25 protein-coding genes are annotated in these 23389 nt (G+C 67.3%); 7 read left to right on the top strand and 18 right to left on the bottom strand.

Features of this window, described 5'->3' with window-relative positions:
- Positions 1–483: a nitrate reductase cytochrome c-type subunit gene (locus AMK58_RS21810; RefSeq protein ID WP_059399450.1), complete on the top strand. Its 483-nt coding sequence runs from the start codon at positions 1–3 to the stop codon at positions 481–483.
- Positions 480–1166, top strand: coding sequence for a NapC/NirT family cytochrome c (locus tag AMK58_RS21805; protein WP_035679846.1), 687 nt, complete (start codon positions 480–482; stop codon positions 1164–1166). Before AMK58_RS21810 ends, AMK58_RS21805 begins: the two co-directional genes overlap by 4 nt.
- A 94-nt stretch (positions 1167–1260) precedes the next feature.
- On the opposite strand, the gene AMK58_RS21800 is transcribed toward AMK58_RS21805, so the two are convergent.
- From AMK58_RS21800 to cyoA, 9 genes are all read right to left on the bottom strand, one after another.
- On the bottom strand, positions 1261–1545 hold the full coding sequence (locus AMK58_RS21800) for an HU family DNA-binding protein (RefSeq protein WP_014241890.1): 285 nt from the start codon (positions 1543–1545) through the stop codon (positions 1261–1263).
- 205 nt (positions 1546–1750) lie between these two features.
- Positions 1751–2104 carry a hypothetical protein gene (locus AMK58_RS21795; RefSeq protein ID WP_014241891.1) on the bottom strand — a complete coding sequence of 118 codons (354 nt, stop codon included), beginning with the start codon at positions 2102–2104 and terminating at the stop codon, positions 1751–1753.
- 126 nt (positions 2105–2230) lie between these two features.
- Positions 2231–2764, bottom strand: a complete 534-nt coding sequence (locus AMK58_RS21790; protein WP_035679807.1) for a response regulator transcription factor — start codon at positions 2762–2764, stop codon at positions 2231–2233.
- Positions 2754–4028, bottom strand: a complete 1275-nt coding sequence (locus AMK58_RS21785; protein ID WP_035679809.1) for an ATP-binding protein — start codon at positions 4026–4028, stop codon at positions 2754–2756. The genes AMK58_RS21790 and AMK58_RS21785 overlap by 11 nt, the downstream gene beginning before the upstream one ends.
- 184 nt (positions 4029–4212) lie before the next feature.
- Positions 4213–4947, bottom strand: a complete 735-nt coding sequence (locus tag AMK58_RS21780) for an SURF1 family protein (RefSeq protein ID WP_196813198.1) — start codon at positions 4945–4947, stop codon at positions 4213–4215.
- On the bottom strand, positions 4944–5315 hold the full coding sequence (cyoD, locus tag AMK58_RS21775; RefSeq protein WP_035679812.1) for a cytochrome o ubiquinol oxidase subunit IV: 372 nt from the start codon (positions 5313–5315) through the stop codon (positions 4944–4946). Before cyoD ends, AMK58_RS21780 begins: the two co-directional genes overlap by 4 nt.
- Positions 5312–5947, bottom strand: coding sequence for a cytochrome o ubiquinol oxidase subunit III (gene cyoC, locus AMK58_RS21770; protein WP_035679814.1), 636 nt, complete (start codon positions 5945–5947; stop codon positions 5312–5314). Before cyoC ends, cyoD begins: the two co-directional genes overlap by 4 nt.
- Positions 5948–5950: 3 nt before the next feature.
- Positions 5951–7957 carry a cytochrome o ubiquinol oxidase subunit I gene (gene cyoB, locus AMK58_RS21765; RefSeq protein WP_035679817.1) on the bottom strand — a complete coding sequence of 669 codons (2007 nt, stop codon included), beginning with the start codon at positions 7955–7957 and terminating at the stop codon, positions 5951–5953.
- A gap of 13 nt (positions 7958–7970) precedes the next feature.
- Entirely contained in the window at positions 7971–9158 is a 1188-nt protein-coding gene (gene cyoA / locus AMK58_RS21760) for a ubiquinol oxidase subunit II (RefSeq protein ID WP_035679819.1), read from the bottom strand.
- Positions 9159–9368: 210 nt separating this feature from the next.
- Between cyoA and AMK58_RS21755 the strand changes: the two genes are divergently transcribed.
- A complete protein-coding gene (locus tag AMK58_RS21755) occupies positions 9369–10676 on the top strand; it encodes an MFS transporter (protein ID WP_051140712.1) in 1308 nt (435 codons plus the stop codon).
- A 145-nt stretch (positions 10677–10821) separates the two neighbouring features.
- On the opposite strand, the gene AMK58_RS29905 is transcribed toward AMK58_RS21755, so the two are convergent.
- Complete coding sequence (locus tag AMK58_RS29905; protein ID WP_035679820.1) at positions 10822–11001, bottom strand: hypothetical protein; 180 nt, start codon at positions 10999–11001, stop codon at positions 10822–10824.
- Between the two features lie 206 nt (positions 11002–11207).
- Here AMK58_RS29905 and AMK58_RS30970 point away from each other — a divergent pair, with 206 nt between their 5' ends.
- The gene (locus tag AMK58_RS30970) at positions 11208–11381 is read left to right on the top strand and encodes a hypothetical protein (protein ID WP_167555932.1); all 174 of its coding nucleotides are present in this window, start codon (positions 11208–11210) and stop codon (positions 11379–11381) included.
- A gap of 11 nt (positions 11382–11392) precedes the next feature.
- Here AMK58_RS30970 and AMK58_RS21750 read toward each other — a convergent pair whose 3' ends face one another.
- The 6 genes from AMK58_RS21750 to AMK58_RS21725 all read right to left on the bottom strand — a co-directional run bounded on the left by AMK58_RS21750 (position 11393) and on the right by AMK58_RS21725 (position 17827).
- Positions 11393–12286: an NAD(P)H-hydrate dehydratase gene (locus AMK58_RS21750; protein WP_035679823.1), complete on the bottom strand. Its 894-nt coding sequence runs from the start codon at positions 12284–12286 to the stop codon at positions 11393–11395.
- An 11-nt stretch (positions 12287–12297) separates the two neighbouring features.
- Positions 12298–13062 (bottom strand): histidine phosphatase family protein, encoded by a 765-nt coding sequence (locus tag AMK58_RS21745; RefSeq protein WP_035679825.1) that lies wholly within the window; start codon positions 13060–13062, stop codon positions 12298–12300.
- A gap of 94 nt (positions 13063–13156) precedes the next feature.
- On the bottom strand, positions 13157–13546 hold the full coding sequence (locus AMK58_RS21740) for a hypothetical protein (RefSeq protein ID WP_035679828.1): 390 nt from the start codon (positions 13544–13546) through the stop codon (positions 13157–13159).
- 84 nt (positions 13547–13630) lie between these two features.
- Positions 13631–15370, bottom strand: coding sequence for a sensor domain-containing diguanylate cyclase (locus AMK58_RS21735; protein WP_059399449.1), 1740 nt, complete (start codon positions 15368–15370; stop codon positions 13631–13633).
- A gap of 97 nt (positions 15371–15467) precedes the next feature.
- Entirely contained in the window at positions 15468–17456 is a 1989-nt protein-coding gene (locus AMK58_RS21730) for a BCCT family transporter (protein ID WP_059399448.1), read from the bottom strand.
- A gap of 131 nt (positions 17457–17587) precedes the next feature.
- Positions 17588–17827: a hypothetical protein gene (locus AMK58_RS21725; protein ID WP_035679850.1), complete on the bottom strand. Its 240-nt coding sequence runs from the start codon at positions 17825–17827 to the stop codon at positions 17588–17590.
- A 107-nt stretch (positions 17828–17934) separates the two neighbouring features.
- Here AMK58_RS21725 and AMK58_RS21720 point away from each other — a divergent pair, with 107 nt between their 5' ends.
- Positions 17935–19572, top strand: coding sequence for a lysylphosphatidylglycerol synthase domain-containing protein (locus tag AMK58_RS21720; RefSeq protein WP_051140716.1), 1638 nt, complete (start codon positions 17935–17937; stop codon positions 19570–19572).
- On the opposite strand, the gene AMK58_RS21715 is transcribed toward AMK58_RS21720, so the two are convergent.
- Positions 19547–21001: a TrkH family potassium uptake protein gene (locus tag AMK58_RS21715; RefSeq protein WP_035679852.1), complete on the bottom strand. Its 1455-nt coding sequence runs from the start codon at positions 20999–21001 to the stop codon at positions 19547–19549. The genes AMK58_RS21720 and AMK58_RS21715 overlap by 26 nt on opposite strands.
- Before the next feature lie 332 nt (positions 21002–21333).
- On the opposite strand from AMK58_RS21715, the gene AMK58_RS21710 reads away from it, so the two are divergent.
- Positions 21334–21705: a hypothetical protein gene (locus AMK58_RS21710; protein WP_035679854.1), complete on the top strand. Its 372-nt coding sequence runs from the start codon at positions 21334–21336 to the stop codon at positions 21703–21705.
- A gap of 161 nt (positions 21706–21866) precedes the next feature.
- Entirely contained in the window at positions 21867–22562 is a 696-nt protein-coding gene (locus tag AMK58_RS21705; protein WP_051140717.1) for a hypothetical protein, read from the top strand.
- A 78-nt stretch (positions 22563–22640) separates the two neighbouring features.
- Here the strand turns inward: AMK58_RS21705 and AMK58_RS21700 are convergent, their stop codons facing one another.
- Entirely contained in the window at positions 22641–23366 is a 726-nt protein-coding gene (locus tag AMK58_RS21700) for a SapC family protein (protein WP_035679856.1), read from the bottom strand.
- Positions 23367–23389: the final 23 nt, after the last annotated feature.

Raw genomic sequence — 23389 nt, 5'->3', positions numbered from 1 at the left:
ATGCGCCGCCATCTCATGCTCGCGCTGGCCGCGGCTTTGCCCTGCCTCGTGCCGGCACTGCTCGCCGCCCAGGGAACCGGACAGGTCCGGGAGCCCTTCCGCCCGCCGATCCAGTTCACCGACGAGGACCCGGCCCCGCCGATCCCCGCCGACGTCACCGACGACCGGCGGGTCGCCCGCAACTATCCGGAACAGCCGCCGGTCATCCCGCACAACATCCGCGATTATCAGATCAGCCTGAACAACAACCAGTGCCTGACCTGCCACAGCCGGCAGTTCACCGGGGCCACCCAGGCGCCGATGATCAGCATCACCCACTACGTCGACCGCGAAGGCCAGACCCTGGGCGCCGTGGCGCCGCGCCGCTACTTCTGCACGCAGTGCCACGTTCCCCAGACCGTGGCGCAACCCATCGTCCCGAACACCTTCAGGGACATGGACAGCCTCATCAGCCGCCCGTCGGACGGGGGTGACCGGCGATGAAGCTGCCCGATTTCCTGCTGCGGCCCTGGCGGATCATCGCGGGGCCGAGCCGTTACCTCAGCCTGGGCTTCCTGACGCTGGGCGGCTTCCTGGCCGGCGTGATGTTCTGGGGCGGCTTCAACACCGCCCTGGAGGTCACCAACACCGAGAAGTTCTGCACGAGTTGCCACGAGATGCGGGACAACGTGTTCGAGGAGTTGAAGACCACCATCCACTTCACCAACCGCTCCGGCGTGCGGGCGACCTGCCCGGACTGCCACGTCCCCCACAACTGGACCGACAAGATCGCCCGCAAGATGCAGGCGTCAAAGGAGGTCTGGGGCAAGATCTTCGGCACCATCAGCACACGCGACAAGTTCGTGGAGAAGCGTCGCGAGCTGGCCGAGCATGAATGGGCGCGGCTGAAGGCCAACAATTCCCTGGAATGCCGCAACTGCCACAGCGCTGAATCGATGGACATCACCAAGCAGGGGGCGCGGGCGGCGCGCATCCATCAGCAATATCTGTTCAGCGGGCAGCGCACCTGCATTGATTGCCACAAGGGCATCGCCCACCGCCTGCCGAACATGGACGGCGTGCCGCCGGGCTGGAGCGAGGCGTCAAACGATACGGGCGGCGAAACGGACGACCCGCTCGGCCGCTGGCTGGCCGACGCCACGCCGGGACCGGCGAACCCGCATTGAGCGGGTGGTGAAATCCCCTCTCCCGGGGAGGGAGAGGGTGTCCGCGCAACGGGTCCATCCCTCTCCCGGGGCGGGAGAGGGATGGGCCGGCGCCTTACTCGGCCTTGCCGTTGACGGCGTCCTTGAGAGCCTTGCCAGCGGAGAACTTCGGCGCCTTGGAGGCGGCGATCTTGATCTCCGCACCGGTCTGCGGGTTGCGGCCCGTGCGCTCACCGCGCTCGGCGATCTCGAACTGGCCGAAGCCCGGCAGCTTGACCGTCTCCCCCTTGACCAGCGCGTCCTGCAGGCTCTCCAGAACCGCGTCCAGCGCCTTGCCGGCGTCGGCCTTCGTGCCGCCCAGCTTGCCGGCGATCGCGTCGATGAGATCGGCCTTCGTCATTCCCAAATTCCCCTTGTTCGTGGCGGAACCCCAGCATGTTCCAGGGCTCCAGGCGCCTCTGACCTACCCTGACGGGCCGCGGCGCGCAAGATGCTCCCGATCGGAATCGACCGGGCGCGACGCTGTGACCCGCAAAAAGTCGGCGATTCCCGCCAATCCGGCGGATTCGTCTATGCCGAACAGGCGAGCCATGCCCCAACAGGCGTCAGTTGACGAGGGCGGCCTTGACCAGCACGGCGGCGCTTTCCGTGGTGTCGCGCTTGTCCAGCTTCTTGGCGACCTCCTCGATCTCGGCCACCGGCATGACCCGGCGGGCCTGCTTGGCCGCGGTGACGAGGCGGCGCTGCGCGAGACGGACCTGATCGCCCAACTCGGTCAGCGTCTGGTAAGCCTTGCGGCGGGCCTGGGTGTCGATGCTGCCGCTCGTCTCGGTCGCGCGTTCGGTCGCAGCAGCCAGATCCTTGCACGACTGGAGGTACGTGGAGATGGCGTCCGTCAAAAGACGGCGGGCCTCGGTCCGGGGATCGGAGGGGCTGCTGCTCGACGTGGAAAGAGACACTTCACACTGCTCCTTGCTGCTGCGTATGACACACGACTGTAACAGGCCGTGAAAAATGGGCGGACTGGCCGCCATTGTCCAGCGGCCATGCGCATCCTTTGATCGACTGGACAGGGGAAAGCCGGTTCAGGGCACCTGTTTCTTCTCCAGCTTGCGGGCCAGGGTGCGTCGGTGCATGCCCAGGCGGCGAGCGGTTTCGGAGATGTTGAAGCCGGTTTCCGCCAGGGTTTCGTGAATGCGCTCCCACTCCAGCGTCTTCAGCGAGGTCGCCCGCGCACCCAGCGCGATGGAGGGGTCGCCCTCCGTCCGCTCGAACGCCGCCTCGATGTCGTCGGTGTTGGACGGCTTGGCGAGATAATGGCAGGCGCCCAGCTTGATCGCCTCGACCGCCGTGGCGATGCTGGCGAAGCCAGTCAGGACGACGATCCGCGTCTCCGGGTCGTTGGCGTGCAGTTCCCGCACGCATTCCAGGCCGGAGCCGTTGCCCAGCTTCAGGTCCACCACCGCGTAGGCGAAGGGCACCGTCTCCAACAGAACCCGCAGTCCGTCCAGGCTATCGCACCAGTAGACCTGATAGCCCCGGCGCTCGAAGGAGCGGCGCAGGACCTTGGCGAAGGCGGCGTCGTCCTCCACCAGCACGAGGGAACGGTCAGACTCCATGGCTCTCTCCCGCGGACAGGGCGGCGAGCGGCAGGGTCATGGTGACGGACGCGCCGCCGCCGGGGCGGTTGCGCGCGGCGACCGAGCCGCCCAGCTTGCGCACCACGTTGACCACCAGGAAGAGGCCCAGCCCGCCGCCGGGGCGCCCCTTGCTCGACCGGTAGGGTTTGCCGAATTCCGCCAGCATCCGCTCCTCGAAGCCGGGGCCGGCGTCGTTGACGGTCAGGACGAGGCTGTCCCCCTGCCGTCCGGCGGCGATGCCGACCCAGCCGGGAGACACCTCCAGCGCGTTGTCCAGGACGTTGAAGATCACCTGCTTCAGCGCGAGGTCGGAGATGATCCCCTCCCGCGAGCGGACGCTGTTGTCGTAATCGACGCAGGCCGGGGACCGGCTGTCCTTCCATTCCTCCACCAGTTCGTCGAGGAAGGCGGTCACGGTGGTGCGCAGCGTCCCCTCCCCCCGCGCCTCGCCGGAGGACAGCAGAATGCCCGACACGATGGCCTTGCAGCGGTCGATCTGGTTCTGCATCTCGGCGATGTCCTCGGCCATGTCGGGATCGCCCTTGACCACCGGCATCCGCCGCCAGTCGTTCACGATCACCGACAGCGTGGCGAGCGGCGTCCCCAGCTCATGCGCGGCGCCGGAAGCGAGCAGGCCGAGGCGCACGATGTGATCCTCCTCCATGGAGCGCTGGCGCAGGTCGGCCAGATGGGCGTCGCGGGCGCGCAGGTTGCGGGTGATCTGGGTGATGAAGGGGACGATCAGGCTGGCCGTCAGCACGAAGCACAGGAACATGCCCTGGATGTGCAGCCCCAGCAGCAGCCCCTCCAGCCCCGGCGGCAGGGCCAGCGGGCGGTAGGCGCCGATCAGCAGCGTGAAGCAGGCCGTGGCGACCAGCACCAGCGCCCAGGCCGACCACGCCTCCAGCAGCACCGCCCCCAGCGTGATCTGGAGCAGGTAGAGCGAGATGAACGGGTTGGACGCGCCGCCGCTGAGGTAGAGCTGCACCGTGAGCGCCGACACGTCGATCAGCAGTTCCAGGAAAAGCTGGGTGTTCGACACCGAGGTCTGGCGGCGCAGGTGCAGGACGCTGGCGATGTTCAGCGCCACCAGGAACAGGATCACCGCGCCCATCTGGTCGAGCGGCAGGGTGATGCCCATCCGGTAATGCACGATCAGGATCGTGATCACCTGCCCGGCGACGGCGAGCCAGCGCAGCTGCACCAGCAGGAACAGGTTTTTCTTGTCGGTGGTGTCGCGCACGGAAAACGTCTGGCCCTTCGCCGGCTTCCTTCGGTCCCCATTCATATGGGCACGATGCCTCGGCTTGGCAGCCTTGCCCCGGACTTCGGGGGGATTTGATAGCACAAAAAAGCCGGGCGAAAGAGTCCGCGAGGAACCCCTACCCACCCGGCAGAAAAACCACAAAGAAAAAAAGATTATTTCTTCAACCCCGGCGCCGCCGTTCACTGCGCGCGACATAGAGCGACGCGGCGATCACCATGAGGGCCAGGGCGAACCACGTCAGCGCATAGACGAGGTGGTTGTTCGGAAACTTCAGAACGGTCAGCCCGCCGACCGGGTAGCCGCCCGGCGGGCTGGTCGCGGCGTCGATGAAATAGGGGGCCGCCTCCGTCACGCCGCGGGCGGCGGTGATGGCCGCCACGTCGCGCGAGTACCAGCGGTCCTGCGCCGGATCGTTGGAGCGCAGGAAGCCGCCCCCCGGCTCCGTCACCCGCAGCAGGCCGGTGACGGTGGTGTCCTGATCGATCAGCCCTTCGGGGCGGCTGTCGGTGCTGCGCCGCTCCGGCGGCACGAAGCCACGGTTGACTAGGACGGTGAAGCCCCGGTCGGTCCGGAAGGGGGTGAGCACCCAGAAGCCGCCGCCCCGCTCGGTCACCGCCTGGACCAGGGTTTCCTGGTCGTTCAGGAAACGCCCGGTGACGCCGACCCGCCGGTATTCCTGGCTGGCCGCGGTGACGGTGGGCCAGTCCTCCGGGCCGGGGGCGGGAACGGGCGCGGCCTGCGCCCGCTCCTCCACCCGCCGGATCAGGTCCAGCTTCCAGAACAGCCGCTCGACCTGCCAGACGCCGAGCGACGTGAAGACGGCGACCCCCGCCAGCGCCAGGACGCCGAGAAGGATCAGCCCCCGGCGCGGACGGTGGGTCACCGTGCCGGTCACGGCAACAGGCTCGGGTCGTGGATCGGCATCATGTTGGTGTTCAGGTGGTACATCACCCACAGCGAACCGGCCAGCATGATGACCACGACGATGATCGTGAAGATCAGCGACAGCATGGTCCAGCCGCCTTCCGCCCGCCCGTTCATGTGCAGGAAGAAGATCATGTGGACGACGACCTGGACGGCGGCGAGCGCCATGATCGCCATCACGGTCATGTTCTTGTCCAGGATCGTCCCGTCCATGACCAGCCAGAAGGGAATGACCGTCAGGATCACCGACAGGACGAAGCCGATCAGGTAGCTGCCGAGCGTCCCGTGGGCGCCCTCATGCTCCCCGTGGCCATGGTGTTCTTCGGCGTGAGAACTCATCGCAGCATTCCCATCAGATAGACGAAGGTGAAGACGCCGATCCAGATGACGTCCAGGAAGTGCCAGAACAGACTGAGGCACATCAGGCGCCGGCGGTTGGCCGGGATCAGGCCGCGCTTGTTGACCTGCACCATCAGCGTCACCAGCCAGACGAGGCCGAAGGTGACGTGCAGGCCGTGGGTGCCGACCAGCGTGAAGAAGGACGACAGGAAGGCGCTGCGCTGCGGGGTCGCCCCGATGTGGATCAGGTGGGCGAACTCGTAGAGCTCGATGGCCAGGAAGGCGGCGCCGAACAGGCCGGTCACCGCCAGCCACAGCTGGGTCTGCGACACCCGCCCCTTCTCCATCGCCAGCATGGCGAAGCCATAGGTGATGGAGGAGAACAGCAGCATGGCGGTGTTCAGCGCCACCAGCGGCAGGTCGAACAGGTCCTTGGGCGCGGGCCCGGCGGCGTAGTTGGCGCCGAGAACGCCGTAAGTCGCGAACAGCACCGCGAAGATGAGGCAGTCGCTCATCAGGTAGATCCAGAAGCCCAGCATGGTGCTGGAGCCTTCGGGATGCGCGTGCTCGTCCACCACGTGGAACACCGGAGCCTGGCTGCGGGGCCGCTCGGCTGTCAGGGTCGTGCTCATGCTTTACACCTGCCCGGAGAGGAGTCGGGTCCGCTCGTTCTCGGTCCGCACCACCACGTCCGCCGGGATGTGGAAGTCGCGGTGATAGTTGAAGGTGTGGTGGATGGCCGCCGCCAGCAGGGCGACGAAGCTCACCGCCGCCAGCCACCAGATGTACCAGACCAGGGCGAAGCCGAGGACCACGCTGATCCCGGCCAGGATCACGCCGGTGCCGCTGTTGCTCGGCATGTGGATCGCCTTGTAGCCGCCCAGCGGACGCTTGTAGCCGCGCTTCTTCATGTCCCACCACGCGTCGTTTTCGTGGATCATCGGGGTGAAGGCGAAGTTGTAGTCCGGCGGCGGCGAGGAGGTCGCCCATTCCAGCGTGCGGCCATCCCACGGGTCGCCCGTGCGGTCGACCAGCTCCCGGCGCTTCCAGACGCTGACGGCGATCTGGACGAGGAAGGCGCCGATGCCAGCCGCGATCAGAACGGCGCCGACGGCGGCGATCTGGAACCAGATCTGCAGCGACGGGTCCTCGAACACGCGCAGGCGGCGGGTGACGCCCATCAGGCCGAGGACGTAGAGCGGCATGAAGGCGACCCAGAAGCCGATCACCCAGCACCAGAAGGACACCTTGCCCCAGAAGGGATCGAGGCGGAAACCGAAGGCCTTGGGCCACCAGTAGTAGATGCCGGCGAACAGGCCGAACAGCACGCCGCCGATGATGACGTTGTGGAAGTGGGCGATCAGGAACAGGCTGTTGTGCAGGACGAAGTCCGCCGGCGGAACGGCCAGCAGCACGCCCGTCATGCCGCCGACCACGAAGGTCAGCATGAAGGCGACGGTCCACATCATCGGCAGCTCGAAGCGGATGCGGCCGCGGTACATGGTGAACAGCCAGTTGAAGATCTTCGCACCCGTCGGGATCGAGATGATCATCGTCGTGATGCCGAAGAACGAGTTCACGCTGGCGCCCGACCCCATGGTGAAGAAGTGGTGCAGCCACACCAGGTAGGACAGGATCGTGATGACCACCGTCGCGTAGACCATGGAGGTGTAGCCGAACAGCTTCTTGCCCGAGAAGGTCGAGGTGACTTCCGAGAAGATGCCGAAGACCGGCAGGATCAGGATGTAGACTTCCGGGTGGCCCCAGATCCAGATCAGGTTCACGTACATCATCGGGCTGCCGCCGAGATCGTTCGTGAAGAAGTTCGTGCCGACATAGCGGTCCAGCGACAGCAGGACCAGCGTGGCGGTCAGGATCGGGAAGGAGGCGACGATCAGCACGTTGGTGCAGAGCGACGTCCAGGTGAAGACCGGCATCTTCATCATGGTCATGCCGGGGGCGCGCATCTTGACGATCGTGCAGATCAGGTTGATGCCGGACAATGTTGTTCCGACACCGGCGATCTGCAACGCCCAGATGTAGTAGTCGACACCCGTCTCGGGGCTGTAGGCGATGTTGGACAGCGGCGGATAGGCCAGCCAGCCGGTGCGCGCGAACTCTCCGACGAACAGCGAGGCCATGATCAGCACCGCGCCGCCCACCGTCATCCAGAAGCTGAAATTGTTCAGGAACGGGAAGGACACGTCGCGGGCGCCGATCTGCAGCGGCACCACGTAGTTCATCAGACCCGTGACGAAGGGCATCGCCACGAAGAAGATCATGATGACGCCGTGGGCGGTGAAGATCTGGTCGTAGTGGTGGGCGTTGAGGTAGCCCTCGCTGCCGCCGAAGGCCATGGCCTGCTGGAGGCGCATCATGATGGCGTCGGCGAAGCCGCGCAGCAGCATGACGAGGCCCAGCACCATGTACATGATGCCGATGCGCTTGTGGTCGACGGTGGTGAACCACTCCTTCCAGAGATAGCCCCACAGCCGGAAATAGCTCAGCGCCGCGACCAGCGCGAGGCCGCCCAGCACGACCGCGACGAAGGTCGCGACCACGATGGGCTCGTGATAGGGGAAGGACTCCAGGGTCAGACGCCCGAAGAGCGGGTGGGTGGCGACGGTCGATGTGTCTAGCATGGCGGTGGGCCGCTCAGGGATTGGCCGTCAGCCGCGGCCCGAACGCAGGGGCGGGCGCGGAGATCGGCGTGATGGAGGAGCGCGGCAGACCCGCGCCGGAAATCGGGCCGGAAATCGGGGACTCGTCGGCGGGAGCGTTCAGCACGCCCAGCGACGACTCGACGGCGCGGCCGGTCAGTTCCTCGGTCGAGCAGATGCCCGCCACATAGACCGGCGCCGGGCCGAGAACGGCGGTGCCGCGGCGGGACAGCTTGTCGTGCATCAGCGGCATCACGTTGTCGATGCCGGCCAAGCCGAGGCCGCCCTTGGCGTCGATGGCCATCATGTCGTGCATGCACATCTTGCCCGGCTCGACGCACATCCCGACGATGGCCTTGAACAGGCCCGAGTCGACGGCGCCGTAGCGGCGCACCGGCTCGTTCTCGCTGGGACGCTCAAGCTGGAGGTAGCCGTCGCGGTCGAGCTTGCCGCCGCCCGCCTTGATGTCCGCCACCCACTTGTCGAAGCCGTCGGCGGCCAGACCGTGGAAGGTGAAGCGCATGTGCGAGAAGCCGGCGCCGCTGTAATTGGCGGAGAAGCCCTTGTAGCTGCCCGGCTCGTTGATGACGGCGTGCAGCTTCGTCTCCATGCCGGCCATGGCGTAGATCTGCCCGGCCAGCGCCGGGATGTAGAAGGAGTTCATCACCGTCGAGGAGGTGATGTTGAAGCGGATCGGCCGGTCCACCGGGGCGGCCACCTCGTTCACCGTGGCGATGCCGTATTCCGGGTAGATGAACAGCCACTTCCAGTCGAGCGCCACGACGTTGACGTCGAGCATCTTGGTGTCGGCCGGGACCGGGCGCCCGGCGGCGATGCGGTCGAGCGGGCGGTAGGGGTCGAGCAGGTGGGTCGCCATCCAGGTGAGGGCGCCCAGGCAGATGATGATGAGCAGCGGGGCCGCCCAGATCACCAGCTCGAGCTGCGTCGAATGGTCCCAATCCGGGTCGTACTGGGCCGTGCTATTCGACTGGCGGTAGCGCCACGCGAACAGCACCGTCAGCACCATCACCGGAATGATGATGAGAAGCATCAGGAGGGTGGAAATGGTGATGAGGTTGGCCTGTTGGCTCGCCACGTCGCCGGACGGGCTCATCACCACAAGGTTGCAGCCACTCAAAACCGCCATCAGCGGCAGGAGGGCCAAGGCGCGGAAACGGGTCAAGGCAGGACCTGTCAGCAGGGGTTCGCTTTGGATTTGGGCGAAGAGCTAACCCCCACGGGCCGGGTCGGACATTGGACAATTTGTCCAATGCGCCGCGATTCCGCGCCGCCATTGACGCACATCAAGGCAATGCGTCCATGGGCGTGGCAGAATGCCGTTGCGGTGCCTATTTAATTCCCTCTGACGCAATTGCCAGACGGTGGGGGGACCATGGGATCATCGACCACGGCGACCGAACGGGATGCAAGACTGGTCAATGCCCGCGACCACAGGGTGAATCCCGGTGAAATCGCGATTGGCGTCATCATCGGACGGACGTCCGAATTCTTCGATTTTTTCGTTTATGCCATCGCTTCGGTGATCGTCTTCCCGAAGCTGGTCTTTCCCTATCTTGACCCGCTCACCGGAACGTTGTGGTCCTTCGCGATCTTCGCGCTGGCCTTCGTCGCCCGCCCGGTGGGCAGCATGCTGTTCATGGCCATCGACCGTGCCCACGGGCGCGGTGCGAAGCTCACCCTCTCCCTGTTCCTGCTGGGCACCTCGACGGTCGCCATCGCCTTTCTGCCGAGTTACGAGCAGATCGGCGCGGCAGCGATCTGGCTGCTGGCGGCGGCCCGCATCGGCCAGGGTCTGGCGCTGGGCGGCGCATGGGACGGCCTCGCCTCGCTGCTGGCGCTGAATGCGCCGGAGAACCGTCGCGGCTGGTACGCGATGATTCCTCAGCTCGGCGCCCCCATCGGGCTGATCGTGGCGAGCGCCCTCTTCGCCTATTTCGCCGGCAGCCTGTCGGCCGAGGATTTCTTCAGCTGGGGCTGGCGCTATCCGTTCTTCGTGGCCTTCGCCATCAACGTCGTGGCGCTGTTCGCGCGGCTGCGCATCGTGGTGACGCCGGAATACACCCACCTGTTCGAAAGCCGCGAGCTTCAGCCGGTCCCGGTGACCGAGATGCTGCGCAACGAGGGCATGCGCGTCGTGCTGGGCGCCTTCGCCCCGCTGGCCAGCTTCGCGCTGTTCCACATGGTGACCGTCTTCCCGCTGTCCTGGATCTTCCTCTACACCCAGGACACGCCGGCGGACTTCCTGCTGATCGAGGTGGTCGGGGCCTTCTTCGGCCTGGGGGCGATCATCGCCTCCGGCTTGATCGCCGACCGCATCGGCCGCCGCACCCTGCTGGGAAGCTGCGCCGCGGCCATCGCCGTGTTCAGCGGCGTGGCGCCCCTGCTGCTGAACGGCGGGCCGCTGGGCGAGCTGGTCTTCATGATCGTCGGCTTCGTGATCCTGGGTCTGTCCTTCGGCCAGTCGTCGGGCGTGGTCGCGTCGGGCTTCACCCAGCGCTACCGCTACACCGGGGCGGCCATCACCTCGGACCTCGCCTGGCTGTTCGGGGCGGGCTTCGCGCCGCTGGTGGCGCTGGTGCTGTCGGCGAACTACGGCCTGTTCTCGGCCGGCGCCTACCTGCTGTCGGGCGCGGTCTGCACGTTGCTGGCCCTGTGGCTCAACAAGACGCTGGCCAAGTGACCTGAGCGAGCGTCGGGAACCGGACCGGCCTCATCCTTGTCCTTGCTGGATGCGGCCGGTCCGGTTCCCTCTTTTCATGCAGAGGGCACAGGACGACGACAGCCGGCGCAGCGCAGTTGCTCATGATGCGACAGGCCATCGCCGGTCAATCGTTAATGTCGTTCAGGATGTCGGCAATGGGGCGGTCGTCCAGGCGGCCGTTTTTGCAGTCGTCGGCGCCCACCAGGATGGCGCGCCGAAGCTTCCCCAGCTTTTCACGCTCGACCGCCTTTTCCCGATGAAGCCGGCAAAGCGCCTCGGGCGGGCCGCTGTTCATGGTTGGCATGGACCACGTACTTCTTCCGAAGGACATCTCGGGACGATTGGCAATTTTTGTCAAGACGCCCGGAACGCTACGAAATTGCCCACTCAAACGCGCTTTGCTACCCGGCGGCGGTACGCCGGAATCCCGCGCGCCGGCTACCCCCGACTTTAATCGTCGTTAAGAGTTCGGCGCGCATCCTGCCTTCACACACAGATCGGCAGGTCATCATGTCCCAGTACAATCCCGCTGTCGGCACCACCGAGACCGTTTCCTTCCCGCTCCCCCTCACCGCTCCGGCCCCGGCGAAGAAGCTGCGCGGCCTGCCGCTGGTCGCCCTGTGGGGCGGGCTGATCGCCGCTCCCTGGGTCGTCCTCTACCAGGCCGCCAAGCTGGTGTTCTGAAACCGGCGGTCCTACGCCGACAATTCGGCCATGATCTCCGGCACCTGAGCCAGCAGTTCGCGGGCCAGGAAGCCCAGTGGGCCGCGGCGGGCCAGACGGTTGCCGGCCTCGCCATGCAGATGGACACCCCAGATCGCCGCCTTGGCCGGGTCGGCGCCCCGCGCGGCCAGACCGGCGATGACGCCCGCCAGCGTGTCGCCCGACCCCGAGGTCGCAAGCCCGACATTGCCGCCGTCATAGGCCCACATCCGACCGTCCGGCGTGGCGATGTGGGTGCAGGCGCCCTTCAGCACGACGATCACCTTGTGAAGGTCCGCAACGCGGCGGGCGGCGGCGGGCGGATCGGCCTCCACCTCCTCCCGGCTGATTCCGGACAGGCCGGCCATCTCGCCAGCGTGCGGCGTGATGATCGTCCGCCCGCCGCGGCGGCACAGCGCTTCGTTGGCGTTGTCCAGGCCCATCAGCGCTTCGGCGTCGATGACCAGAACCGGACCGCCCTCCCCATCCAGCCCGGCGATCAGCGCGCCGGTCAGGTCGGCGACAGCGCGCTTGTCCATCATTCCGGGTCCGATCAGCACCGCGGTGCAGCGGGCCGCCCGCTCGCACAGCGTGTCCACACAATCGGGGGCGATGCCGCCTTCCGCCGTCTCATGCAAGCCGAGCACCAGCGCCTCCGGCACGGCGAGCCCGAGATGCGGGGCCACGCTGCGGCAGGTCGCCATCTGAAGCTTGCCCGCCCCGGCGCGCAGCGCCGCCGTCCCGGCCAGCAGCACGGCGCCCGGCACCTCGACGCTGCCGCCGATGACCAGAACCCGGCCCCGCCCGTCCTTGTCGGCGCCGTCGCCGGGGTGGGGCAGCGCCATGGATCGCAGCAGGTCGCGGGTGACCGGGATCGGGTCGTTCATTGGAAAATCACTCATCGGACGGCCGCATTGGCGTCGGGTTCGGCGGTCAGCGGCGCCCCGGCCACCTCCAGCGGGGCGACGAAATTGTAACGGCGAAGCCGCATCCGCCCGCTGTGCCCCTGGGCGGGATTGAAGGCGTATTCGGTGACCCCGCAATTCGCCACGTCGCCCTCGCGGTCGATGGCGAGGATCTGCTCCTCCGTCATGCCCTCCAGCAGGTAGCGCAGGCACAGCACGACGACCTGATGGCTGACCACCAGCACGCGCTGCCCGCCATGGTGCAGGCTGATGGTGTCAAGCGCGCTGCGCAGCCGCAGGATGACGTCGCACCAGCTTTCCCCGGCGGGCGGGCGGAAGTAGAATTTGCCGAGGATGCGGCGGAACTCCGCCTGCTCGGGGTGCTCCTGCGCGATGCCCAGCGCGGTCAGCCGGTCGAGGATGCCGAACTCCTTCTCGCGCAGCCGCTCGTCCACCACGAACTCCGTGGGTTCGACCGGCAGGCCACCCCCGGCGTGGATGATCTCCGCCGTCCTCCGGGCCCGCAGATAGGGGGAGGTCAGCACCACGTCGGGCCGCTCGCCCGGCGGCAGCGCGGCGAACCAGCGCGCCAACGCTTCGGACTGCTGCTCCCCCTGGCGACTGAGCGGCACGTCGACGTCGCGCTCGGCGATGTCGATCCGCCCCACCCCGGCGGCGTAGGCGGCGTCGCGCGCGACGTTGCCGGCGCTTTCCCCGTGACGGACGATCCACAGCCTCTGCGGCCAGCGCTGCTGCATGGTGAACGACCCCTTCCCGCCTCAACCAAGGCTTTCAACGGGAAAAAGGCCGTTCCGTCACGCAGCAGCCCGTCTTTCCGCGATCAGGCCGCGATCAGGCCGTCCGGCGCTCGAAGATGCGTTCGGCGGTGGACCTGCCGGGGCGCCAGGGCACGATGCTGATGGGGGCCGCCGGGTCGAGGCTGCCGTTCGCCCGCAGGCAGTCGATGGCGGCCAGTGGATCGTCCCCATGGGGCAGGCCGGGCTGTTCGAGCATATACCGCCGTTGGTTGTCGGTCACCGCCCAGCCCGGCGGGCGGCCCAGCGGACTGGTGGCAACCACACCGATGGGCTCGGAGACGAGCCACGCCTCATCCGTGACGCTCCAGCCGACGAGGCGGCGTTCGCCGGGACCCGTCCCGGCACCGCCCATACCGACACCGATGTCGAGCCAGGCCCACTGGCGCAGGCGGGTGGTGCGGTCACCATCGACGCATACGAACATGATCCCATCCTCTCCCGTCATGAACCGGTCAGGCGGGTATTGTTCTTCTTTTGTTCCGGCCGCGCAAGCGGATTCCGCACCCGGTCAGTCCGGATTCCTGCGGGGAATGTCCTTGTAAAAGATATGGGTGCCGCGGCCCGCCTGCTTGGCCCGGTACATCGCGCCGTCCGCGGCCACCAGCAGACTGCGGGCGTCCGATCCGTCGGCGGGGGACAGGGCGATGCCGACGCTGGCGCCGATCACGGCGGTGTTGGTCTGGACCGGACCCTGCACCGGGATGGGCAGCGCCACCGCCTCCACGATCTTGGCGGCCACACCCCCGGCATCGGCGGCGGAGCTCACATCCTCCAGGATGATGGTGAACTCGTCGCCGCCGACGCGGGCCACCGTGTCGCTGCGGCGCAGACAGCCAGCGATTCGCGCCGCGGCGATGCGCAGCACCTCGTCGCCGCAATCGTGGCCCATCCGGTCGTTGACCGCCTTGAAGCCGTCGAGGTCGATGAACAGCAGGGCCAGCGATCGCCCGGACCGCCGCGACCGGGCCAGCGCCATGTCCAGCCGATCGAAGAGGAGGCGGCGGTTGGGCAGGCCGGTCAGCGCGTCGTGGTGGGCGAGATGGTCCTTCTCCGCCTCGCTCCGCCGCAGATCGTCCTCGGTGGCCTTGCGCAGCGTGATGTCGCGCCCGACGCCGACCAGCCCGAGAAGCTCGTTGCCGGCGTCGCGAATCGGCGCCTTCAGGATCTCGACCCAGATCCGCCCGCCGTCGGGCAGCGGGATGCTCTCCTCGTTGCGCCGCGGCTGGTCCTCGGCATAGACCGAGGCGTCGCCCGCGCGGATGCCGTCGGCCATCTCATGAGGCCATATCTCGTGGCTGCCCAGCCCGATCAGCTGCTCCAGCGGCCGCCCGGTCCAGGAAGCGAAGGCGCGGTTGGCCTTGCGCAGCACACCGTCCCGGTCCTTGAAGAAGACGGCGTCGGGGATGGTGTCGATGATCCCCTGCAACAGGGCGTGCTGCCGCAGAAGCTGCTTCTCCGTCTGCCGCCGCTCGGTGATGTCGCGGGCGATGCCGACGACGCCCAGCATCTTGCCGCTGCGGTCGAGGCAGACGGCCTTGGCGGTCTCCATCAGCACGCGGCGCCCGTCCGGGTGAACGAACCACTCCTCGCTGCGGGAAAAACCCTTCTGCATGGCGATCTGGTCGGTCCGCCGCCGCCGCACCGCCGTTTCCGCGTCGAACAGCCGGTGGTCGGTCAGCCCCAGCGGTGGGCGCCCCGCATAGTCGAGCATCGCCCGGTTGACCTTGAGGTAGGTGCCGTTCACGTCCTTGAAGAAGACGATGTCCGGCATCGAGTCGATCAGGCTTTGCAGCATGGCGCGCTCGCGGTCGAGCGCCTCGGTGTCGGTGCCGCCATGGTCCGGATCGCCCAAGGGTGCGGCGAGCTGCGCCTCGTGCAGGGTGCCCAGGCGCCCGTCCGGCAGCGCCATGCCGCTGCGCCGCACCCAGGCGGTGACCGGGCGCCCCTTGGGGTAGAAGGTCCAGCGCCCCGTCGCCGATTCCCCTTCGGCCTGCGGCCCCCCCTCCGGCTGCCTGCCGAACTCGCGGGCCTGGAAGTCGGCGAGCGACGCGGCGTTCCACAGCTCCAGGGCGGCGCGGTTGCCCCAGACCATCCGGCCGCCGTCCTGCAGCCACACCGGCGCCCACAACCCGTCAAGCCGGGGAAGTTCGGCAACGGTCATTGACGCCATCAGCGGGCGGCCCGCCGCGCGCGCCTCCCCGCCGGGAGTGTCGACCCCGGTCTGGTTCTGATCCGCCTGATGACCCATGGTGGTCGCCGCCGCCTCGGCACGAAGAATGCACCGGACGGCTTTCTAGCATAATTCGAGGCAATCTTCTCCTGCTACCGGAAGAGGCCGCGCTCTTTCACCACCCCCGCCACTTTCCATACTCCTGCACGAAGTCGCGGACGATTGCCTCCCGCCCAGCGAGCGCCGGCAACAATTGTTTGTGCAAGCCGCCGCGCAAGATTACCTCGACGCGCATCTGCCACTGTTCATCGGCCGCCTTCAGATCGGGAAGGGCGAAAGTGAGCGGGTGGTAAGCCCGCGCGCGGATGTCGTAGCTGAACTCCTCCTCCCCGTCGCGCAGGACCGCCAGCCCGGCGTTGTAGGGGCCGACCTCGATGACCGCCCGGCGCCCGAGCCGTTCCAGTTCCGCCGCGATGTCACGGAAGGCCGGCTCGACCGTTTCAGCGATGAAGCGGGCGACCTCGCGCCGCGCGCTGGCGGCGCCGGGCGGGGCCGCCGCCGCAATGGCCGCCTTGCGCCCGATCACGGCGGCCAGTTGCTGGCGCCAGTTGCCGTCGCCCACCGGCTGCACCGGGGCGCCGCCCTCCGACGCGGTGGGCACCCGCGCCACCCGCCGGTCCGGCCCTGCCCGACGCTCCGCCCGCAGGCTGGTCACCAGCCCGACGCACATCAGCACCATGACCACCGCGAAGGGCAACGCCGTCGTCACCGCCGCCGTCTGAAGCGCCTGCAACCCGCCGACGAGGAGCAGCACAGCCGCCACCACGCCGCACAGCACCGCCCAGAAGATGCGCGTGGCGATGGGCGGGTCCTGGTTGCCGCCGGACCCGATGATGTCGATCACCAGGGCGCCGGAGTCGGCCGAAGTGACGAAGAAGGTGACGACGATCAGCGTCGCCAGGGCCGAGGTGACCACGCTGAGCGGCAGGCGGTCCAGCATGACGAACAGAGCCGTCGGCACGCTCTCCTGAACCGCCGCCGCCATGCCGCCACCTTCGAACATCTCCATATGGATCGCCGTCTCGCCGAACACGGTGAACCAGACGAAGGTCAGCGCCACCGGGGCGAACAGCACGCCGCCGATGAATTCTCGGATCGTCCGGCCGCGCGACACCCGCGCGATGAACATGCCGACGAAGGGCGCCCAGGAAATCCACCAGCCCCAGTAGAACATCGTCCAGCTTGCCTGCCACTCCGCCCCGGTGTAGGGCAGCGTGCGGAAGCTGATGTAGGGCAGTGTCCACAGATAGCGCCCGATGCTCTCCACCAGCGTGGACAGCAGGAACACCGACGGGCCGAGCAGGAAGACGAAGAGCAGGAGCAGAAGCCCTGCCAGCATGTTCAGTTCGCTGAGCCGGCGGATGCCCTTCCCGACGCCGCTGACCGCCGAGACGGTGGCGACCGCGGTGATGACGGCGATCAGCACCATCTGCTGCACCGTGCCCACGCCGACCAGCCCGAGGTAATCGAGCCCGGCGTTGATCTGCATGACCCCCAGCCCGAGCGAGGTGGCGATGCCGAACAGCGTGCCGACGATCGCCACGATGTCCACCAGATGGCCGGGCCAGCCGCTCAGCCGGTCGCCCAGAAGCGGGTAGAGCGCCGACCGGATGGTCAGAGGCAGGTCGTGGCGATAGGCGAAATAGCCCAGCGACAGGCCGACCGTGATGTAGATGCCCCAGGCGTGCAGCCCCCAATGCAGGAAGGCCAAATTCATCGCCTCCCGCGCCGCGTCTGGCGTTCCCGCCTCGCCGATACGCGGGTTGGCGAAATGCAGCACCGGCTCCGCCACGCCGTAGAACAGCAGGCCGATGCCCATACCGGCGCTGAACAGCATGGCGAACCACGTCAGGTAGCTGAATTCCGGCTCGTCATCGTCCTTGCCGAGCTTGATCGACCCATAGGGGCTGAAAAACAACCAAAGAGCGAACAAGAGGAAGCCGGCAACGGACAGAATGTAGAACCAGCCGAAGTTGCCGACGATGGCCGACTGAAGAGCGGAAATCCGCTCCCCGAACGGTTCGGTGAAGACGCTGGCGAGCAGGACGAACAGAAGAATCAGCCCCCCTGCGGTGAAGGAGACGGTTTTGTTGATCCCGTGCATGGTTTTTCTCCGGCCTCGGGCAGCGCACCCGAATCCGAGGCGCGGCGTCTTCGCCCAGACAACGGATCAACCCGGCCGGAGTTTCCAAAAAATCGCCGCGCTCATGCTTCCGATGGCCGGCGCCGCGGCGGCTATTCCGGACGGGCCCCGCCTTTGCGGTCCGCGCGGAGACGCCGCCGCAGGACCAGCGCGTACCAGGCCAGCAGCACCGTGGTGAAGAGCGACAGAGTGAAGGACACGCCGTCCGGCCGCAGGCCGTAGCCCGTGGCGCCGCCGAGCAGAGTCACCGAGCTGTCCCAGAGATAGGCGAGCAGCAGGATCAGCGTGTTGGTCCCCGACAGGCCGGTGGCGAGATAAAGCACAAGATGCATCCGTTGCCTCCCGAAGAGCCCCGCCCGGCCATGCGCTTTTTCGTTGCGCGGTGTTGTTCTTGTCCGAAGCCCCGTCATCCTAGGCGCCCGGAGCGATCCTGTCAGCCATGGCCCACACCGAAAGCCCCCCGACCTGGACCCAGCGGCTCCTGCGCTACGGCACGGGGGTGCTGATCCTGGCCCTTCTGGCCGGGGCACTGGTCATCCTGAACCGCTGGCTGGAGCAGTACAGCGTCGCCGACATCCGGCAGGCGCTGGACCGCATCACGGGCGTGCAGCTTCTTGCCGCCTCGGCGGCGGCGGCGGTCAGCTACTGGCTGCTGACGCTCTACGACCTGCTGGCCCTGCGCCACCTGCGGCGACCCCTGCCCTACCGCTGGGTGGCTTTCACCGCCTTCACCAGCTACGCCTTCAGCCACAGCCTGGGCTTCGCCAGCATCATCGGGGCGACGGTGCGCTACCGCCTCTACGCCCCGCATGGGCTGGCCGGGGTGGAGGTGGCGCAGGTGACGCTGTTCGTCGTCACCACCTTCATGCTCGGGCTGGCGACGGTGATGCCGGTGGTCATGCTGATCGACCCCACGGCGCTGAAGGCGCTGCATGTCCCGCCGGGCAGCGCCACGCTGCTGGGGCTGGCGGCGCTGGCGGTGCTGGTGGCCTACGCGGTGGGCGGCTTCTGGCTGCGCCGGCCGCTGCGGGTGTTCGGACACGCCATCGCCTTCCCCCGCCCGTCCATTGCGGTTCGGCAGCTCCTGCTGGGGCTGTGCGACCTGTCGCTGGCGGCGCTGGTCCTCTATCTCTGCCTGCCGCCGAGCGACGCGGTGAGCTACGCCGACGTCCTGGTCGCCTTCGGGCTGGCGCTGGTCGCCGGCATCATCAGCCACGTGCCGGGGGGACTGGGGGTGTTCGACGCCATCGTCCTGGTCAGCCTGACCCCGGCCATGCCCGGCAACGACGTGATGGCGGGATTGCTGGTCTTCCGGCTGATCTATTATCTGGCGCCGCTGGTGATCGCCGGGCTGATGTTCGGCGGGGTGGAGGCCTTCCAGGCCCGGCGCCGCATCAGCGGCCTGTCACGGGAAATCTCCGCCGCCATCAGCCCGGCGGTGCCGCTGGTGCTCGCCGCCTGCATCTTCATCACCGGGGCCTTCCTGCTGTTCTCGCGCGCCACGCCGGAGGAGACGCTGCCCGCCCCCTTCGACGCCACGGCGCTGCCGCTGGTGGAGATGTCGCACTTCACCGGCAGCGTCGCCGGGGTGCTGCTGATCCTGCTGGCCCACGCGGTGCAGCGGCGGCTGCACGCCGCCTGGGTGCTGTCGCTGGTGCTGCTGGCGACAGCCTGCGCCTCGGCCCTGCTGAAGGGCGGCGACTGGCCGGAAGCCATCGTGCCGGGACTGATCTTTCTGGCCCTGCTGCCGGCCCGCAAGGAGTTCCACCGCCGCGGCAACATCCTGCGCAATCCCCTGACGCCGAGCTGGTTCATCGCGACCGGTGTGGCGCTGGCCAGCGCCTTCTGGCTCGGCCTGTTCTCCTACAAGCACATCGCCTTCAGCGACGAGCTGTGGTGGCATTTCACCCTGCACGGCGACGCCTCCCGCTTCCTGCGGGCGTCGGTGGCGGTGGGCGTGATCGCGCTCGGCGCCGCCCTGGTCCATCTGGTGTCGGCGGCCAGCCGCGACCCGCGGGAACAGGAACGGGAGGAGAAGCCCCCCGGCCCCCTCACCGCCGCCAGAAGGACGGACTGAGCACGACCAGGACGGTGAAGAACTCCAGCCGCCCCAGCAGCATGCCGGCGGCCAGCGCCCATTTGGCCCCGTCCGGCAAAGTGGCGAAATTCCCGGAGGGTCCGATGGTCGGGCCAAGGCCGGGGCCGACGTTGCTGACCGCCGTCGCCGCCCCCGACAGCGCGGACACAACGTCCACTCCCAGGAAGGCCAGTACGAAGGCCAGCACAAACACCGACATCAGGTAGACGAAGCCGAAACCCATCACCGAGATCATCACGTCGGCGCTGACCGGCTTGCCGTTGTAGTTGAGCGGAATCACCAGGTTGGGGCTGTAGAGGCGGCGCTGCAGCGCGCGCAGCACAATGAACAGGATCTCGAACCGGAAGATCTTCAGCCCGCCCGAGGTCGATCCGGTGCAGCCGCCGACGAAGGTCAGGATGAAGAAGACCACCGACGCCAACGGCCCCCACCGCTCATAGTCGATGGAGGCGTAGCCGGTGGTGGTGACCACCGAGACGACGTTGAAGGTGGTCACGCGGATGGCGTCGTCCCACGGCACATCCCGTGTCAGAGTCAGCCAGATCGACATGCCGAAGGAGACCGCCGCGAGGAAGCCGAGGTACCAGCGGATCTGCGTGTCCGCCCAGAAGCTGGCCGCCCGCCCTTGGGCAAGGCTGATGAAGCGGACGAAGGGCATGCCGCCCAGCACCATGAAGACCACCAGGACCCACTCGACCGCCGGGCTGTTCCAACTGGCGATGGACGCGTCGCGGGTGGAGAAACCGCCGGTGGACACGGCGGTCATCGCGTGGTTGACGGCGTCGAACCAGGACATCCCCGCGTAGGAGAGCATCACCGTGCAAATCGCGGTCAGGCACAGGTAGATCCAGCCCACGGCGATGGCGAGGTCGCTGGCCCGCGGCGTCACCTTGTCCGATCGGTCGGAGGACTCCGAGCGGAAGAGCTGCATGCCGCCCACCTGGAGGAAGGGCAGAATGGCGATGGCCATGCCGATGATGCCGATGCCGCCCAGCCACTGCAGCAGCGACCGCCACAGCAGCAGCCCCGGCGCCAACCCGTCCAGCCCGGAGATCACCGTGGCCCCGGTGGCGGTCAGCGACGACATCGCCTCGAAATAGGCGTCGGCCGCCGTCAGATCGATCTGCGACACCATGAAGGGCACGGCGGCGAAGGCGCAGATGACGACCCAGGACAGGGCGGTCAGCAAAAAAGCCTGGCGAACGTTCAGCGCAATCCGGTCCATGCGGTTGGCCAGCATGAACTGGACGCCGAAGAACAGCGTCAGGGCGCAGGCAATGGCGAAGACCATCCAGTCCGGATTGCCGGCCGCCAGATCGACGGACATCGGAAGCAGCATCGCGACGGCCAGGACGCTGAGAAGCGCGCCGATGATGAAGAAGACAGGGCGGGTGTCGAAACCAGTCATGCACAGGCCATAGCCAATCGGAATTGAGGCTTAAGTTGTCACGATTGCGACGCTTCGGCATGCCCGAAGCGCGCCGTAGGGTGATTTTCCCAATGGGTTACCCTATATAGACTGTTCGGGGCGGGCCAAAGCTGTGGATCAGCCCAGTGAGTGCGCCGCTACCCCAAAAGATGTCTGGAATCGGGCCGGATGCGCCCCCGCAAAGAGGGGCGTAGGGCTGGACGTCGGGGGACATCCTGTGCACACTCCGCCCCGACGTACGGCTCAAATCGTCGAGCCTTCCCGGATCATCGGGACCCGCAGGAAACTGGAACAGACAATGGACTGGCGGCGTGCTTTCGGACGATGCCCTGATCTTTCTTCAGCATTCGATCAAGACGGTGTGGACTCTGGAGATTCTGCTGATTTTACGGCGTGATCCGGGTCAGGCATGGAATTCGGACGAACTCATTCGCGAATCGCGCAGCAGCACGCTCATCCTCCAGGAAGTCTTGGCGAATCTTCAACAGGCTGGATTGATCGAAACGGACGGGGACCATCGCATTCGCTACCGCAGCGCGACCCCGACGCTGGAACGCTTGGCGGCGGAGATCGCCGTCGCGCAAGCGCGGCGTCCTGCGGCGATCACAAAGGCGCTGCTCTCGGTATCGTCGGACAAAGTGCAGAACTTCGCCGGCGCCTTCCGCGTCGGAAAAAGGACATGACCGTTCGGCCATAATTCACCCCGGAACCGGGTTGGATTTTGCTAAACTATCGTTCGAAGCAACCGCATTTGGCCGGTCGCCTCGTCCGAAAAAGGGGCGAACGGCTGCTTTTGCCTTGATCCGCCGACCGAATGGCTTCGATGTCCTGTGGAGTTTCCATTATGCCGTTTCACCGACCGGCCCTGGGGCTGTCCCTTGCCGCCCTTGCCCTGGCCGGAACCCTGGCGGGCGCCGCCCAGGCCGCAACCACCGATCGCAACCCCGCTCCCGCAACCCAAACCGCCCCGGTCACCGCGCCCGAGGCGGCTCCCGCCGCGAAGGTCACGGGTTTCCGCTCCGCACGCTTCGGCATGACCGGTGACGAGGTCACGAAGGCCATCGCCAAGGACTTCAAGATCGAGGCCAAGGACATCCGCCGCGAGGCCAACGCGACGGAGCGGACCACCAGCCTGATCGTGAAGGTCGATGATTTGCAGACCGGCGCCGGCCCGGCGGTCGTGGTCTACATCCTCGGCCATTCGACGCAGAAGCTCTTCCAGGTCAACATCCTGTGGGGCGGCGCGGTGAACCCCAAGGTCGACCCCAACACCCTGGTCGGCGCGGCCAACGCTCTGCGCAACTACTTCGTGGGACAGGGCTACCGGCAGGAGGGAATGCTCCTCAACGCGCCGATCGGCGACGGATCGCAGGTGGTGGTCTTCCGCGGCACCGACAGCCAGGGGCGCATGAGCGTACTGACCCTCACGGTCCCGCCGAAGCCCTCCGACGATACCCCCGCCCTGCCGCCGTCGCTCCAGCTCTCCTACATCGAGAAGCCGAACGAGCCGGACGTCTTCAAGATCGAAAAGGGCTTCTGATCGCCGGCCTTTGCCGGTCCGCAAAGGAAAAGGGCGGCGCCGTCGTGGCGCCGCCCTTTCCGTTTCCGACGGACCGGATCAGCCCCGGCGGGCGAGGCGGTCGACCAGACCCGACCAGCTGCTGACTGAAATCAGATGGGCGTAAACCAGCCCCAGCCAGCCGCGGTCACGCCATTCCACCAGCGTCTCGGCGGGAAGCTGGTTGAAGGCCGCCTCGTCGATCACATTGAAACCGGCGAGGCTCAGCCGCTCGCCGTTGTTCAGGGTGATGTCCGCACGCTTCTCCGACATCAGCCCGGCGGCGGTCACCGCCTCGACGAACTGCGTGGTGTAGGCGCTCTGGGCCTGGACTTCCTTGACAAACTCCAGGGCGTTGTTGGTCAGGGCGGACGGCTGCCCGTCGACGAAGAAGGGATTGTCCCGACCCGGAACGACGGCGTCCGACGCCTCGTCGATGCACAGGGTGAGCTGCGACTTGTCCTCGCTCTCCAGGAAGATGAACGGATAGCGGCGGACGTAGGCGGGAATGTAGGCCCCTTCCTCCCACACGCCGTTCGCGTCGACGAACAGGTTCTCGCCCGACCGCAGGCCGAGCAGCGCCACCGGCTGGACCACCGGGCCTTCCGAGAACAGGATCGGGAACTGCTTGCAGGCCGCGGGAAATTCCGCCGCCATCAACGGCACCGAGTTGGTGGCGGCCGCGAACGCGAAGTTCGGCTCGGTCCGCAGCGACAGGTCGGCGTCGCGGGCAGCCACCAGCGGGCGGGGGTTCTTGTAGAACAGGGGCAGGGTCGGTTCGGTCATCGTTTGCTATCCAAAGGGTAAAG

This window comes from Azospirillum brasilense, from assembly GCF_001315015.1.
In the GTDB taxonomy this organism is placed as follows: Bacteria; Pseudomonadota; Alphaproteobacteria; order Azospirillales; family Azospirillaceae; genus Azospirillum; species Azospirillum brasilense.
The sequence above is the reverse complement of the archived record's forward strand: the minus strand, read 5'-3'. Positions and strand labels throughout refer to the sequence as shown.

What these genes read in the sequence shown, in the direction of transcription:
- AMK58_RS30970 (WP_167555932.1), top strand. Translation starts at nt 11,208, where the DNA reads ATGTCCCAGTACAATCCCGCTGTCGGCACCACCGAGACCGTTTCCTTC.
- AMK58_RS21730 (WP_059399448.1), bottom strand. Translation starts at nt 17,456, where the DNA reads ATGCACGGGATCAACAAAACCGTCTCCTTCACCGCAGGGGGGCTGATT.
- cyoC (WP_035679814.1), bottom strand. Translation starts at nt 5,947, where the DNA reads ATGAGCACGACCCTGACAGCCGAGCGGCCCCGCAGCCAGGCTCCGGTG.
- AMK58_RS21755 (WP_051140712.1), top strand. Translation starts at nt 9,369, where the DNA reads ATGGGATCATCGACCACGGCGACCGAACGGGATGCAAGACTGGTCAAT.
- AMK58_RS21745 (WP_035679825.1), bottom strand. Translation starts at nt 13,062, where the DNA reads ATGCAGCAGCGCTGGCCGCAGAGGCTGTGGATCGTCCGTCACGGGGAA.
- AMK58_RS21790 (WP_035679807.1), bottom strand. Translation starts at nt 2,764, where the DNA reads ATGGAGTCTGACCGTTCCCTCGTGCTGGTGGAGGACGACGCCGCCTTC.
- cyoD (WP_035679812.1), bottom strand. Translation starts at nt 5,315, where the DNA reads ATGAGTTCTCACGCCGAAGAACACCATGGCCACGGGGAGCATGAGGGC.
- AMK58_RS21735 (WP_059399449.1), bottom strand. Translation starts at nt 15,370, where the DNA reads ATGGGTCATCAGGCGGATCAGAACCAGACCGGGGTCGACACTCCCGGC.
- AMK58_RS21805 (WP_035679846.1), top strand. Translation starts at nt 480, where the DNA reads ATGAAGCTGCCCGATTTCCTGCTGCGGCCCTGGCGGATCATCGCGGGG.
- AMK58_RS21810 (WP_059399450.1), top strand. Translation starts at nt 1, where the DNA reads ATGCGCCGCCATCTCATGCTCGCGCTGGCCGCGGCTTTGCCCTGCCTC.
- AMK58_RS21800 (WP_014241890.1), bottom strand. Translation starts at nt 1,545, where the DNA reads ATGACGAAGGCCGATCTCATCGACGCGATCGCCGGCAAGCTGGGCGGC.
- AMK58_RS21705 (WP_051140717.1), top strand. Translation starts at nt 21,867, where the DNA reads ATGCCGTTTCACCGACCGGCCCTGGGGCTGTCCCTTGCCGCCCTTGCC.
- cyoB (WP_035679817.1), bottom strand. Translation starts at nt 7,957, where the DNA reads ATGCTAGACACATCGACCGTCGCCACCCACCCGCTCTTCGGGCGTCTG.
- AMK58_RS21725 (WP_035679850.1), bottom strand. Translation starts at nt 17,827, where the DNA reads ATGCATCTTGTGCTTTATCTCGCCACCGGCCTGTCGGGGACCAACACG.
- AMK58_RS21720 (WP_051140716.1), top strand. Translation starts at nt 17,935, where the DNA reads ATGGCCCACACCGAAAGCCCCCCGACCTGGACCCAGCGGCTCCTGCGC.
- AMK58_RS21740 (WP_035679828.1), bottom strand. Translation starts at nt 13,546, where the DNA reads ATGTTCGTATGCGTCGATGGTGACCGCACCACCCGCCTGCGCCAGTGG.
- AMK58_RS21750 (WP_035679823.1), bottom strand. Translation starts at nt 12,286, where the DNA reads ATGAACGACCCGATCCCGGTCACCCGCGACCTGCTGCGATCCATGGCG.
- AMK58_RS21715 (WP_035679852.1), bottom strand. Translation starts at nt 21,001, where the DNA reads ATGACTGGTTTCGACACCCGCCCTGTCTTCTTCATCATCGGCGCGCTT.
- AMK58_RS21700 (WP_035679856.1), bottom strand. Translation starts at nt 23,366, where the DNA reads ATGACCGAACCGACCCTGCCCCTGTTCTACAAGAACCCCCGCCCGCTG.
- AMK58_RS29905 (WP_035679820.1), bottom strand. Translation starts at nt 11,001, where the DNA reads ATGCCAACCATGAACAGCGGCCCGCCCGAGGCGCTTTGCCGGCTTCAT.